14 protein-coding genes and 1 riboswitch are annotated in these 12,969 nt (G+C 37.5%); of the genes, 3 read left to right on the forward strand and 11 right to left on the reverse strand.

Going from position 1 to position 12,969, the window contains the following annotated elements; all coding sequences use genetic code 11:
- Positions 1-17: 17 nt before the first annotated feature.
- Positions 18-320: an MGMT family protein gene (locus tag VSAL_RS10375; RefSeq protein WP_012550530.1), complete on the reverse strand. Its 303-nt coding sequence runs from the start codon at positions 318-320 to the stop codon at positions 18-20.
- A gap of 116 nt (positions 321-436) precedes the next feature.
- Here VSAL_RS10375 and VSAL_RS10380 point away from each other — a divergent pair, with 116 nt between their 5' ends.
- On the forward strand, positions 437-1,177 hold the full coding sequence (locus VSAL_RS10380; protein ID WP_012550531.1) for a VP0952 family biofilm-associated protein: 741 nt from the start codon (positions 437-439) through the stop codon (positions 1,175-1,177).
- 81 nt (positions 1,178-1,258) lie between these two features.
- On the opposite strand, the gene VSAL_RS10385 is transcribed toward VSAL_RS10380, so the two are convergent.
- From VSAL_RS10385 to VSAL_RS10395, 3 genes are read right to left on the reverse strand one after another with little or no spacing between them, the layout of a single operon-like run.
- Complete coding sequence (locus VSAL_RS10385) at positions 1,259-2,170, reverse strand: metal ABC transporter substrate-binding protein (protein ID WP_012550532.1); 912 nt, start codon at positions 2,168-2,170, stop codon at positions 1,259-1,261.
- On the reverse strand, positions 2,163-2,996 hold the full coding sequence (locus VSAL_RS10390) for a metal ABC transporter permease (protein WP_231850833.1): 834 nt from the start codon (positions 2,994-2,996) through the stop codon (positions 2,163-2,165). Before VSAL_RS10390 ends, VSAL_RS10385 begins: the two co-directional genes overlap by 8 nt.
- A gap of 47 nt (positions 2,997-3,043) precedes the next feature.
- Entirely contained in the window at positions 3,044-3,751 is a 708-nt protein-coding gene (locus tag VSAL_RS10395) for a metal ABC transporter ATP-binding protein (protein WP_012550534.1), read from the reverse strand.
- Between the two features lie 270 nt (positions 3,752-4,021).
- Here VSAL_RS10395 and VSAL_RS10400 point away from each other — a divergent pair, with 270 nt between their 5' ends.
- Entirely contained in the window at positions 4,022-4,738 is a 717-nt protein-coding gene (locus VSAL_RS10400; protein WP_083799295.1) for a DUF1007 family protein, read from the forward strand.
- A 1-nt stretch (position 4,739) separates the two neighbouring features.
- Positions 4,740-5,699, forward strand: coding sequence for a nickel/cobalt transporter (locus tag VSAL_RS10405; RefSeq protein ID WP_012550536.1), 960 nt, complete (start codon positions 4,740-4,742; stop codon positions 5,697-5,699).
- Positions 5,700-5,810: 111 nt separating this feature from the next.
- Here the strand turns inward: VSAL_RS10405 and VSAL_RS10410 are convergent, their stop codons facing one another.
- The 7 genes from VSAL_RS10410 to purR form a co-directional block, all read right to left on the reverse strand.
- The gene (locus VSAL_RS10410; RefSeq protein ID WP_197535563.1) at positions 5,811-7,451 is read right to left on the reverse strand and encodes a bifunctional diguanylate cyclase/phosphodiesterase; all 1,641 of its coding nucleotides are present in this window, start codon (positions 7,449-7,451) and stop codon (positions 5,811-5,813) included.
- A gap of 242 nt (positions 7,452-7,693) precedes the next feature.
- Positions 7,694-9,028: an ATP-binding protein gene (locus VSAL_RS10415; RefSeq protein WP_012550538.1), complete on the reverse strand. Its 1,335-nt coding sequence runs from the start codon at positions 9,026-9,028 to the stop codon at positions 7,694-7,696.
- Entirely contained in the window at positions 9,018-9,677 is a 660-nt protein-coding gene (locus VSAL_RS10420) for a response regulator transcription factor (RefSeq protein WP_012550539.1), read from the reverse strand. Before VSAL_RS10420 ends, VSAL_RS10415 begins: the two co-directional genes overlap by 11 nt.
- A 4-nt stretch (positions 9,678-9,681) precedes the next feature.
- Positions 9,682-10,068: a PepSY domain-containing protein gene (locus VSAL_RS10425; RefSeq protein ID WP_012550540.1), complete on the reverse strand. Its 387-nt coding sequence runs from the start codon at positions 10,066-10,068 to the stop codon at positions 9,682-9,684.
- A gap of 129 nt (positions 10,069-10,197) precedes the next feature.
- The gene (locus tag VSAL_RS10430) at positions 10,198-10,875 is read right to left on the reverse strand and encodes a TVP38/TMEM64 family protein (RefSeq protein ID WP_012550541.1); all 678 of its coding nucleotides are present in this window, start codon (positions 10,873-10,875) and stop codon (positions 10,198-10,200) included.
- Between the two features lie 93 nt (positions 10,876-10,968).
- On the reverse strand, positions 10,969-11,556 hold the full coding sequence (locus VSAL_RS10435; protein WP_012550542.1) for a TfoX/Sxy family DNA transformation protein: 588 nt from the start codon (positions 11,554-11,556) through the stop codon (positions 10,969-10,971).
- Between the two features lie 128 nt (positions 11,557-11,684).
- A riboswitch (cyclic di-GMP riboswitch) is annotated at positions 11,685-11,767 on the reverse strand.
- 163 nt (positions 11,768-11,930) lie between these two features.
- Positions 11,931-12,932 carry an HTH-type transcriptional repressor PurR gene (gene purR / locus VSAL_RS10440; protein ID WP_012550543.1) on the reverse strand — a complete coding sequence of 334 codons (1,002 nt, stop codon included), beginning with the start codon at positions 12,930-12,932 and terminating at the stop codon, positions 11,931-11,933.
- Between the last annotated feature and the right edge of the window lie 37 nt (positions 12,933-12,969).

Here is a 12,969-nt window from a genome sequence, read left to right on the forward strand (position 1 = left end):
TAATAATGTGCTTTAGATTAGCGCATTATTACTTTCTTAAAATGTTCAATTCTTCCATCGTCTTTAATGCTAATCCCTTCCTCTTCTAATTTCTCTTTTTGTACGAAAAAACGTTCTCCAGTCAATGATATTTTTCCTTGTGAATTGATCACTCGATACCAAGCCAGTTTTGTATCGTTAGGCAGTTTTGCGAGTAATTTACCTACCTGTCTTGAATGGTTTGGGTACCCTGCAAGTTTGGCAAGTTGCCCATAGGTTATCACTTGTCCTTTTGGGACATGAAGAAGGTTCGTGTAAATACTTTGAACAAAGTCATTCATTGACGTAACAACCTTTTAATTAAAGTGAGGTGAATCAGTGATAAAACCCTATATTGCCGCTAAACTAAAACGATAACAAGGGTAACACCCTTAAGCTAAACCATGGAGGGGAAGCGATGTTTTTGTTTGTATTGAATATTTTGTTAAGTTTGGTTCTTGTTGTTGTTGGTGTATTGGCTTTTGGGGTCAGTGGTGGCGATTTACCATTATTAGCCTTAGCGATCCCTATTTTATGGTTGTTGCCACAAGGAGGAGTCGCGACTTGGATTTTAATTGCGGGTTTGTCTTTATTTGGTTTAACGTTAAGTTACCAACCTTTTCCCTTGTCTATTTCTGTTTGGACTTTGTTTCCGCTTCTTATCGTTATCTTTTCTCATCGTAAAAGTATTCACTTGATTGTTTTTGTTGCGTCAGTGGTTATTGCTATGGAAGCGGGGATCATGGCGTTGCAGTATGAAGGAAAATTACTAGGAAGTGCGTGGGCGACGTTGACTCAAATTATTAGTGTAATTTTAGTTTGGGTTGCCGCGAGAAGTTGGAAACCGGTGAATAAGAACGCATGGTGGCCGATAGTCCTTGTTATTCCTTTATGGATTGGTGGTTTGCAGCATGCTGCACTTGTCGCATTATCGATCACTGGATTGATTGTTTGTTTACAAAGTGTAGGGCGTTCAAAATACCACAGTTGGTTATCAATGCTTTCTTGGGTATTGCCAGTGCTAGGTTTTGCAACATTAATTATTTCACCGCAATTTGAAGTACCCAATTCGATAATGGTGTCGTGGGTGATGATTCTTTTGATCGGTTGGGTTACGGATTTCATGCTTCAAGTCGATGAAGAAGAAACGCCAGATTAAATGGCTTTAATCTTATTTATTAGTGTTCTTTATGTAACTAAAGGCTTTTTGAGGGCCTTTAGTTACATAATCGATTAATGGTTATTTTAGGGCTTGAGTAATGGTATTTACATTGTGCTGCATTAGTTTTATATAGCTTGTTGCGGGCTCATCGGGGCCTGAAAGTGCATCTGAATACAGCTTTCCACCAATGTGAGCGTGTGTTTCGTTACTTATTTGTTCGATCATTCTGTTATCAGTAATATTTTCGATAAAGACGGCTTGGATATCGTCCTTTCTTATTTGTCGAATTATGGTTGCAACATCCGCAGCGCTGGCTTCCGATTCGGTACTTGTTCCTTGAGGTGCATAGAACGTGACATTGTAATCGCGAGAAAAATAACCAAATGCATCATGCGGTGTGATTATGGTTCTTTTGGATTGTGGTATTTGATCCAATTCTTGATGAATGGTGATCTCTAGCTTATCCAGTTTTTGTAAATAATTATCTGCATTTCTCTTATAATCATTGCTGTTTTTAGGGTCCGCTTTGATTAATCCCGCTTCTATATTTTTAACGTAAATTTTCACATTTTTAACACTGTTCCATGCATGTGGGTCGTAGTTTCCATGTTGATGATCAGTTTCATGATGATGATCTTCCTCCTCCCTTGTTAACGGCGTTATTCCATTTGATGCAATGATTTCGATTCCTTTAAAATTGGAGGATTCGATTAAACGAGGCATCCAACCTTCAAATCCCAAGCCATTCATAATGACTAATTTCGCCTGTGAAATTTCTTTTGCATCAATAGGGGTTGGTTGATAAACATGGGCATCCCCATTGGCTTTGACTAGATTAGTTATCGCAATATGGTCTCCTCCTATTTGAGATACGATATCGCCTAAAATAGAAAAGCTAGTGATCACTGGCATTTGCTCTGACGCGATGGCTGAGTGGCTAAGCCCTAGAGTGAGGGCTAATACTGGTATTGTGAACAATGTATTAGACATGTTTTTTCCCTGTTTGTAATTTGAGTACGTGATTAGAAATAAAGCCGCTTTGTGAACCGAAGAATAAAGAGAGCAAATAAAATACTCCCATAACGAGAACGATGGCGGGACTGGTGGCAAAACTGAAGTAATAAGAAAGAATTAAGCCGAGGTAACAACTTAATGCGGCAATAATGAAAGCAATGATTAACATTGATCGTAATTGTTTGGACCAAAATTGAGCAATAGTGGCCGGCAATACCATCAGCCCTACCGCCATTAAGGTTCCTAATGCGTGAAATCCGGCAACAAGATTTAAGACCAGTAAAAATAAAAAACTGAAATGAGCAACACTACTCAAACGACTTATGGTTTTAAAAAAAGCGGGATCAACACATTCAAGGACGATAGGGCGATAGAGAATCGCAAGAATACACAATGTGACGCTAGCAATGATCGTGATTAAAATCAGCGCATCGTTATTAAGAGCAAGTGTCGAACCAAAAAGAACGTGGAGTAGATCTAAATTACTGCCTTTAGACGAAATAATAATAACGCCTAACGCGAGTGACATTAGATAAAAGGCTGCCATGCTGGAGTCTTCTCCAATTTTCGTATGGCGAGCGACTAGACCTGATAATCCGGCAACAATACATCCTGCAACTACCCCCCCAATCGTCATAGCAATAACCGATACACCTGAAATAAGAAAACCGATAGCGGCTCCAGGAAGAATAGCGTGAGACATTGCATCTCCGGTTAGGCTCATTTTTCTTAATGTAAGAAATACCCCGATAGGCGTAGCGCTTAAACTAAGAACAACACAGCCCCATAATGCGCGTTGCATAAACGAAAACTCGATAAAAGGGTCAATTAAAAAGTGATATGACGTCATTATTCGATTACCCCACAACCATGTTGATAGCCCGCCTTAGAGAGCCAAGTGGGTTGAAGAACATCACTTGTGGTACCTGCTTTAATTAATGCAGTGGCCATTAATATGGATTTATCAAAATAGTGCTGAACAAGAGAAAGATCATGAACGACTGCAATGATGGTTTTACCTTGTTTCTGGCAGTCACGAAGAACCTGCATTAAGTCAAAAACGGTTTGGCTATCAATGGCGGTAAAGGGTTCATCAAGCAGTAATATTGACGCATCTTGCATTAGCATTCTTGCAAATAACATGCGCTGAAATTGTCCTCCAGATAATTCACTTATTTGTCGTTTCTCCATTCCTATTAGCTTTACTGTCCTAAGTACCTCATGCAGGCGAGTATGTTCTTTGTGAGAAAAATGACGCCAGAAACTGGTTCGTAACCAAGCACCCGCTGAAATAAATTCTTCTACTGAAATTGGGAAGTTACGTTCTATTTGATGTGATTGCGGTAGATAAGCCATTATTTTTTTGTGTTCTTTTGGGTGACTAATAGAGCCAGAAACTGGCTTTATTTGGCGCATAATCGATTTTAATAACGTCGATTTACCTGCGCCGTTTGGACCAATAATAGCGATGAAATCTTGTGGCTGAATATCGACAGAAACAGAATCAAGTGCGAGATTATCATTGTAATAGACCGTTAAAGAGTCAATTTTAATCATTATTTTCTCTCTACAGCAACGAAATTAAGACAAAGTAACATATTGATATTATGAATATAACGATGGTTAATCGTTGAATAGCACTGGAAAATAACCACGATTTATTTTGTAATTTTGGAACTCTTTTTTTCATTTTAAGGCCATGAGTGAATAAGTGTTCTGTTGCTTTTGATGTTATGTTATGTTATGTTATGTTATAACATAACATTAATGCAAGCCTTCATTTATATTAAACGTAATAAGAGAGGGTAATACGAGGTATTAGATTTAATGGATAACCGAGAGAGTAAAGTAAAAGAATCAGAAAAAAATGAAAGTAATAAAATGCCTAAGTGGGCAAAAACGATCTTGATAGCGGCGGCGTTTTTTCCTTGTATTGTGTTTGCTCATCCTCATTCTTGGGTTGATATGACAACAACAATTGAAGGTACCGAAAATACAATTACTGGTTTAGCAATGAATTGGACGTTTGATGCAATGACATCTGCATATGCTCTTGATGGGGAGGATTTATCTTCTGAGAATAGAGTGGAAACGATGAGAAAATTGGCTGATTCAATGATAAATAATGTTTCAGGTTCACATTATTACACCTATTTTGATGAGAATAAAACACCGATAAAATTTACACTGCATCAGCATGGGCGATTAACTCAAAAGAAAGGGAAACTAACGCTTTCTTTTGATTTACGCTTGGATAAACCTCAAAAAATCACATCATCGTCGCTTAACTTAAGGGTTTTTGAGCCCAGTTTTTATGTTGATATGGCATGGAAAAATGAGACATCAATTACGCTTTCGAAAGCATTATCTCAACAATGTCGGGTTGAAATCATAACCCCTCATCCAACCGCAAAACAGATGGCTTACGCGATGTCATTGCCTCAAGATGCCGCCCCTGATAATGCATTGGGGCAACTGTTTACACAACGTGCGGTTGTTCATTGCAAAGCAGATATGAATCAAAAAGGTGAAGTGAGTGAATAAAATGATAAGTTCAAAAATGTTCAAACAGGCAATGAAACCGGTTATCAATATCTTAGTTTTTATTACGGTAAGTATTATTGCTCTGGATGTTTTATGGCAGGAGTGGCCTTCTTTGGTGATAACCAGTATTCATATGCAGCGAGATATTTATGCTGAATTAAGTGATCTTCTTTATGAAGCAAAGGCAGATAATGTAGCTTCGGGGTTGATGTTAATTGGCTTAAGTTTTTTATATGGGATGTTTCATTCATTAGGTCCTGGACATGGAAAGATGATCGTAACGACTTATCTGGTCACTCATCCAACCAAGGTGAACACCAGTTTACTTTTAACCTTGTTATCCTCAATGGTGCAGGCGCTTGTCGCGGTTACTTTAGTCTCTGTGCTTCTGGTTTTATTTAAAGCGTCAATGCATGAAGTCAATGCGCAAGCAGACCAATTCATTAGATTGAGTTTTTATATTGTGTTGATTCTTGGTGGCTTAATTGTGATTCGATCATTAAAGCAATTATGGCGTTCTTTGAACAACCAAAAAGAAGGGGGATTTAAAATAAAAGGGGCAGTGAGGATCAGGTCGTCTTCTTTATTGAACAATGAAAATATAAATAATACCGCGGTCTCTTCTTGTTCATGCGGTCATAAACATTTTGCTACTGCAGACGAAATGAACCGTGCTTCTTCTATGAGAGAATACGTCGGTATTATTATTAGCATCGGCATGCGGCCTTGTACTGGGGCTATAATGGTCTTACTTTTTGCTAATATGATTAATATTTATTGGCTTGGGGTGATAAGTGCTTTTGTTATGGCGATAGGCACTGCACTGACAACATCAACGATCGCTGTGATGACGATTACAGGAAAGAAAGTTGTGCAGCGTTATTTAAAAGTAGCGAGTGAAAGTGCACCACGCGTAACTCGGATTCATTCACTGTTGCAGCTAAGTGGGGGATTGTCTTAATGATTTTTGGATTGCTGTTACTTAACTCTCAAGTGCTTGGGATGTCGCCAATATTTAAGGTGTAATAGAAATGAAAGAGGCCGAATTATCAACCTCTTTTATTGTGTCCACTTACTGTTTTATCGCGGTCACATTTTCATTGTTACACGTATTTTTATCTGTATTTTCAATGATGCTTTCTGCGTTTTGGGTTAAATCATCATAATGGCAAGATTGATCTCGCCCTCTTCCTTTTGCTTCATAAAGAGCAATATCAGCCAATTTAGTTAAGTCATCGGCTTGCAGGCCATTCGCAGGGTAAGTTGAGATACCAATAGAGACGCTTAACTTGCCAAGAGATAAATCTTTGATGGCTAGATGTAAATCACTGACCGATTGACATAGGCTGTTAGCCACCTTGGTTGCCGCTTCAGCACTGGTATTGGGTAAGATAATCGCGAGTTCTTCGCCACCAAGACGACAAATTGTATCTTCTCCACGCATGGTACTAAGCAGTAAGGAACCAATGGTTTTCAGCACGTAATCACCAGCGTCATGCCCGTAATTATCATTAAATCGTTTAAAATGGTCTAAATCGAGCATTAATAACGACATTTCTTGTTTGTGTCGATTAGATCGCATCAATTCTTGATTAATGGTTTCTTCATAATAACGGCGATTATATAGCCCTGTTAATGGGTCACTGATTGCTTGTTCACGAAGCTTTTCTTGTAAGTTGAGATTAGCAAGTGCAAGACCCAAATGTTCTGCGACTGTAAATGCCAGTTTTTGAGTTTTTTCTTCAATGTCTTTATTTGGACCAAGATAAATATGCATCATTCCTATTGTATTACCATGAGCAATCAATGGGATACATAGGGTTTGATCAGTACCGGTGGCGGCCATATGTGAACAAGGAAGTGTGGTGTATTTATCATTAGCTAGGTGGAATTTGCCTTTTCGTAATGCCCAGCACTCTTCAGGAGCATAGGTTTTACTTCCTGACCATGAGCCACCCCAATCCAATTTAACTAATAATTGATTGCGTGATGAGCGGATGAGAGAAACAACGCCATTTACGTCGCCTAAAATACGAGGAAGAATATCTTCAACCACCATTTGAGCTTCAGTAATTGAATTACAAGCAGCAAGCATGTTGGCAAGGCGATGAAGCAATTCAATTTCTTGCGTGCTTTGTTCGATGCGTTCTTCTTGTTGGTCTTGCTCATTCTTAACTTGTTGATGAATCAGTTTGTTACTTAACAAAGAAGAGCCAATAACCAATACAATGTTAATTCCCATCAAAACAATGAGAATATTCATTAACTCTTCAACCATGGCATCTATTCGAGTTAATGGTGTTGCCGCTCGAAGAATGTAAGTTTGTCCTTGGTATTCAAATGATTTTGCTGAATAGAGTAAATTTTTAAAGCGAGAGGTACTAAAACGAGTCGTTGTGCCGTACGAACCATCTTTGGCATCAATAATTTCTTGTCGATTTAAATGGTTTTCAAGTGCTAACACAGAGGCTAAAGAAATATCGCTATCCGCAATTGGAGTACCGTCTTCTTTTATTAGAGTAATGTGGTCTTCTTTTGCTACTTCAACTTGTGTTTTGAAATAGATATCGAGCTGAACAGGATCATCAAAAGAGATTTGGTCTTCATTAATGTCTTTGATGGTTCTTGTGATTTCATTTGATAATCCCCCTTCAACTTTCTTTTCTAGCCAATCCGAAAGTGTTGAATTAAAAACGAAAAGCCCAATAAACATAGAAATAACCATGCTAATTATCGGGAAGTATAGCCATTTTTTACTGATGGTATTTTTTTCATTGGACTGCCAAAAATTAATCGTCTGTTGTTCTGTTTGATGTAAATGCAAGAGTATCTGATGCCCATTAAATTTAATAGTGTTATTTGTTAGTAACGTATTAGATAAATTGACATTATACTTTTGTAAAGCAAAATACAGACCAGAGTTTTAATTTTGGTAATGGGTTGATACTCGATATATTAATTTTGTTTAAATAATGGAAGGTAAACCGTAATTTTAGCACCGCCTAAATGTGATCTCGAAATGTTGAGTTTTCCGCGATAACTATGAATGACTTCTTGTACGATATTAAGACCGAGTCCTGTCCCTTTTACCGATTCATCTAATCGTATGCCCCTTTTAAGTACTTCTTTGAATTTATTTTCGGGAATACCAAGACCATCATCTTCAATATTTATTTCAACAAAATCGTCCACAATATTAGCCGTGATACGGATAATCGATGTCGCCCATTTGTACCCGTTTTCAAGTAGGTTTCCTAAAATTTCATCTAAATCCGTTTGTTCAATATTGACTAAAAGATCGTAGTCTATTTCGTTAATAACGAGAATAGAGTGTTGGCTGTACAGTTTATCAAAGGCAATAGACATGCTATCTATACGCTTAGAGGGAGAGCTATTGGCTGATAAAATGTGTTTTGAGCCAGCCATACGTGCTTGATTTAAGTGGTAATCAATATGATGTTGTAAGTCATATAACGCGGGCTCAAAGTGTTTCTTTTTTTCTTCTGGCAGTGTTTCTGTTTCATTTTTTAGAATGGACAGTGGTGTTTTTAAAGCATGAGAAAGATTTCCTGCATGATGACGAGCACGATCTAATAATTCTTGATAGTGGAAGACGAGTGCATTGAGATCAGTCACGAGTGGTTGGATCTCGTTAGGGTAATATTGCTTTAAAGCGTTTTGTTCTCCATCACGAAGTTTTTGCAACTCGGTTTGCAGCTTAGATAAAGGCTTTAAAGACCATTTAACCTGAAAACTGATTAAGGTAAATACGCCAATAAATAAGAGGCTTAATAATAGCCATATTCGTTGCATTACCTGCTCAATGGTTGAAGATAGTGGGGCTTTATCAATACCAACAATGATGGAGACCGGGCCTTTTACATCAAACAAAGAAATCGATTTTTTAATCGTGATCAGTTCTTCATTATTAGGCCCAAGGTAATGGTGTTTTTTTTCTTGTAAGGAACTGTCCCATAAAGAGCGAGATCGTAAGGTTTGCTTTTTACTTTCGGCATACCAATAGAGTCCACTGTAGGGACGCTTAAATCGAGGATCAGATAATTGACCGGACTGAACTAATTTTCCGTTATTGTCGACTTCTAAATTCGCAATGATTTCATCCATTGAATGACTGAGTGTCTTTTTTATATCTGTGGTTAAGTAGTCATTTATTAAATAAGGGATCAATAATCCAGCACTGACAAGCATCAGGCTTAACCATAAGGTAGTCGTTAACAATAAGCGATTTTTTAAACTTAAATGCTTGAAATTACTTTTGTTATTCGGCATTAAGTTGGTACCCAAGTCCACGCACTGTTTTTATTACGGAAGGCGATAACTTTCTTCGAATTCGCCCAATAAACACTTCAATAGTATTTGAATCGCGATCAAAATCTTGTTTGTAGATATGTTCGACTAACTCTGTTCGAGAAATGACTTTTTCTTTGTTGTGCATAAAGTAAGCAACGACTTTATATTCTAATGCGGTTAATTCGATAGTTTCACCATACCAAACAATTTTAGAAGAACACGTATCTAAGCTTAAATTACCGATTTTTAATACCGAAGAGGCACTGCCTGAAGCGCGACGAAGTTGAACGCGTAAGCGGGCGATTAACTCTGGTAATTCAAAGGGTTTCGTTAAATAATCGTCAGCCCCTGCATTAAGGCCATCAATGCGTTGAGTTAACGTATCACGAGCACTTAAAATAATGACAGGAATATTGACTGATTCATCTCTTAAGCCTTTAAGTACCGTCAATCCATCCAATTTAGGTAAACCTAGATCGAGAACAATGGCATCCCAAGATTCTGACGTTGCACGGTATAATGCATCAATGCCATCTTGAGAAAGCTCTGGTGTCCAGTTGTTTGCTTCGAGAGCGTCAATAATTTGTTGACCTAAGCGTTGGTCATCTTCAACAACTAAAATTTTCATATTATTATTTTATAACCTTTTGTAGATGACGGCCTTTAAGCTCTAGCATTTGAAGAGAAGACGCGTTGTATTCAACTTTTATGATCTGATTTTCGTAGATAAGTTTTAGCTCATAAGTCCATTCATCATCGTCTTCTTCTAACTCAACTTTTATGATTCTGCCATAAAGGTCTTGGTTTACTGTCTGATAAAGAGCTGAGAAGGGCTTAATAAGGCCTTGTTCTACAGCCATGATAATTTCATCACGGTCTTCATCAAACTCAATGGTTGTATTGAGAGGGAGGATAATATCTTGAACTGCGGGAATTGCATGATCTTGAGCAAAGCTCAATGGCGATAAACACATTGAGAGGCTAAATATAAGTATAGCTAATGGCTGACGAGTAAACATAAATACGCACTCTAAAAATTAAACTACAGGCAGTATAAATTATTAAACATGAACGTAAAATGAATCCTGCAGGTAATCAGTGAGAGAAGGGATAAGAGACAGAATAATGTCTATCTCTTATTCGTTATTTTAAGAGGTGCGTTTTTTCCGAACATAACTAATAATAAATTTTGCAACGATTGGAAATAAACCAAGAAGAGCAAGAGAGCCGAGTATATTTGGTGATATTAACCCTGATAGTGAGGTTATTTCAGCTAATTGAGTTCCGGCATTTAAAAATACCATGGTTCCGGGCAGCATGCCTAATTGACTAAATAAGTAAAACCGAGCGGCGGTTAGTTTTGTTAATCCCATGACTAAATTAATAAGAAAGAATGGAAATATAGGAATTAAACGAAGAGTCAGTAAGTAAAAAGCGCCATCTTTTTCAATACCTTGATTGATGGAAATTAATTTGTCCCCAAATTTACGATCAACCCATTCTCTTAATAAATAACGGCTGCTTAGGAAGGCAATAGTAGCACCAATGGAACTGGCAAAAGAAACCAACAATAAGCTCCACCAAAAACCAAATAAGGCCGCGCCAAGTAATGTGACTACTGCGGCGCCTGGTATTGATAATGCCGTGACGGTAATGTAACCAAAGAAATAAAGGGCGCTATAAAAGAAAAGGTTTTCTTGGATGTCACTTTGAAGGGCTTGATGGTATGCCTTAGCCTGCTCTAGAGTAAATAGATGACCAAAGTTAAAAAAGATAACAGCAAAGGCTGTAAGAAGAGTGATTAATAAGAGTAATTTTTTATTCATAATTCATTTCCTAGCCTTATGTTGTCTTTAATTTATACAGGTAAAGACAACATAAGAGTAGGGCGAATGTAAAATAAATGTAGGAAAATGTATTTAAAGTTGTTTTCTTAATTCATTTCTAATATCAGTAGAGATAACAGACCAGTGAGTACCTTTAATCGCTCCTTCAAGCGACCACAGTAGTTCGTCACTAACAGAACTTGAATGAGTCTGTTGAATCGCTTTATAAGCGTTTACAGATCCCGTGTCCATTAATTCTTTTACGGTCGTTATTCCTGCTTTTTTCAGCATTCTCTCTGTCGCTAATCTTAGATTGGGTAAATCCTTAATTCGAGAGGGACCTGCTGTTTTTTGTTTTTCTTTGTCTTTTTTAGCAACATCTAAAGCAACAACAGCTTGAATTAGGATTGAATCAGGTTCATCCCAACATTCAGGTGAAATAGCAAAATATTTAGTTACCACGGGGAAACCACGTTTTTTATAAACGTAAGGTTCAAAACCTTGGTCTTTAAATAAATTAATAGTGTTATCGCTTGCTCGCAAATGCAGTCTGTCCTGAACAACAAGTGCAAACATTGTGTCATCAATAAAAACACCAAAGCCGCCAAACATGGAGCGTGAAGTGATTTTTCCTAGAGAGGAAAGTAATCGAAGTGAATCTTTTAGTATTGGTTTATCCATTGCAATAATTCTCGGTTAGTAAGTCTATGTCACTAAACAACTGAGCCCGAGGAAATAGTAGCAAGTTCAAAACCACACATTGTTATTTCTAAGTAAAAATTAACAATGTGCAGATATAAATACTTGCCATCGGCAACCCTGCTACCTTATATAAATACGTAGGCCGGAAGCTTTGCGTCCTGAGCTTTCGCACAGTTTGCCCTGTTCGTGACAGTTAAGATGATATAGTAATCAATAAGATGAAATGTTGTCCACTTGCAAGTTATGTGACATTGGTTCAGAAAATAGGAGTGATTTTCTGTTATGCCAGTTCAAGTTTTAAATAAATAAATATTTTTTCACTTGCATATTTATGATTAATACATCACTCATTGTTACAACTTATGGACACTTTTCCGAGTAACCACTTCTGGATGCATTTCAAAAATGCGTCTTTCATGGTGCTTATCTTTAATTCGTTCCAACAATATTTCAACGGCGGTCTTACCAACGCGACGTTTAGGTTGGTGAATCGTCGTCAATGGTGGAGAGAAATATGCAGAAAGTTCAATGTTATCGTAACCAATGATTGAGATATCTTCAGGTACGCGTAAGCCAGTTTGTTGAATTTTGCTGATAGCCGCTAATGCCATAATGTCGTTAAAACAAAATAATGCAGTTGGTTTATCTTCCATCTGTAGCATTTTTTCAACAGATTTAGAGGCAGAAGAACATTCAAAATCACCTTCAAATATCCAATCTGGATTTGACGTTAAATTTGCTTCAGATAAGGCTCTGTAGAAACCATGAATTCGTTCTTTACAGGTTGCTTTATCAAGCTGACCGGTAACACAGCCAATTTTTGTGTGTCCATTTTCAATCAGGTGTTTTGTTGCTAAATAACCACCTTCTTCAGAATTATCAATAATTTTGTCGGTATGAGGACTATCTGGGCCCCAGTCCATGATTACCATTGGTAATTCTGTGTTTTTTTCAAGTTGTGCTAATAACTGTTCATTTAGATCAGAACACATAACTAATAAGCCATCGACACGTTTTTCTGCCAGCATACGAAGGTAGTGCTTTTGTTTGTCTAGATCACCTTCGGTATTACACATAAACAATGTGTAACCTTGCTTGTAACAGTAGTTCTCAACACCGTGCATCATTTCGGCAAAAAATGGATTAAAGGACTGGGTAACTAGCATGCCGATAGTTCGAGTTGTGTTGCACTTTAAACTACGAGCAACGGCACTCGGTGCATAGTTTAGTTCTTCAACGGCTTCCCATACTCTTTTTTGAGTTGCTTCTGCAACAAATCGAGTTTTGTTAATTACATGAGAAACGGTGGTTGTCGAAACAGAAGCAAGTTTCGCAACGTCTTTAATGGTAGCCATATTAAAAGCCTTAATTTATTAAGGGGCTATTTATGTT

Source organism: Aliivibrio salmonicida LFI1238, from assembly GCF_000196495.1.
Classification (GTDB): Bacteria; Pseudomonadota; Gammaproteobacteria; order Enterobacterales; family Vibrionaceae; genus Aliivibrio; species Aliivibrio salmonicida.

Coding starts and splice junctions, on each gene's coding strand:
- VSAL_RS10400 (WP_083799295.1), top strand. CDS start 4,022: ATGGATAACCGAGAGAGTAAAGTAAAAGAATCAGAAAAAAATGAAAGT.
- VSAL_RS10385 (WP_012550532.1), bottom strand. CDS start 2,170: ATGTCTAATACATTGTTCACAATACCAGTATTAGCCCTCACTCTAGGG.
- VSAL_RS10390 (WP_231850833.1), bottom strand. CDS start 2,996: ATGCAACGCGCATTATGGGGCTGTGTTGTTCTTAGTTTAAGCGCTACG.
- VSAL_RS10435 (WP_012550542.1), bottom strand. CDS start 11,556: ATGGATAAACCAATACTAAAAGATTCACTTCGATTACTTTCCTCTCTA.
- VSAL_RS10430 (WP_012550541.1), bottom strand. CDS start 10,875: ATGAATAAAAAATTACTCTTATTAATCACTCTTCTTACAGCCTTTGCT.
- purR (WP_012550543.1), bottom strand. CDS start 12,932: ATGGCTACCATTAAAGACGTTGCGAAACTTGCTTCTGTTTCGACAACC.
- VSAL_RS10405 (WP_012550536.1), top strand. CDS start 4,740: ATGATAAGTTCAAAAATGTTCAAACAGGCAATGAAACCGGTTATCAAT.
- VSAL_RS10380 (WP_012550531.1), top strand. CDS start 437: ATGTTTTTGTTTGTATTGAATATTTTGTTAAGTTTGGTTCTTGTTGTT.
- VSAL_RS10425 (WP_012550540.1), bottom strand. CDS start 10,068: ATGTTTACTCGTCAGCCATTAGCTATACTTATATTTAGCCTCTCAATG.
- VSAL_RS10410 (WP_197535563.1), bottom strand. CDS start 7,451: ATGTTTATTGGGCTTTTCGTTTTTAATTCAACACTTTCGGATTGGCTA.
- VSAL_RS10375 (WP_012550530.1), bottom strand. CDS start 320: ATGAATGACTTTGTTCAAAGTATTTACACGAACCTTCTTCATGTCCCA.
- VSAL_RS10415 (WP_012550538.1), bottom strand. CDS start 9,028: ATGCCGAATAACAAAAGTAATTTCAAGCATTTAAGTTTAAAAAATCGC.
- VSAL_RS10420 (WP_012550539.1), bottom strand. CDS start 9,677: ATGAAAATTTTAGTTGTTGAAGATGACCAACGCTTAGGTCAACAAATT.
- VSAL_RS10395 (WP_012550534.1), bottom strand. CDS start 3,751: ATGATTAAAATTGACTCTTTAACGGTCTATTACAATGATAATCTCGCA.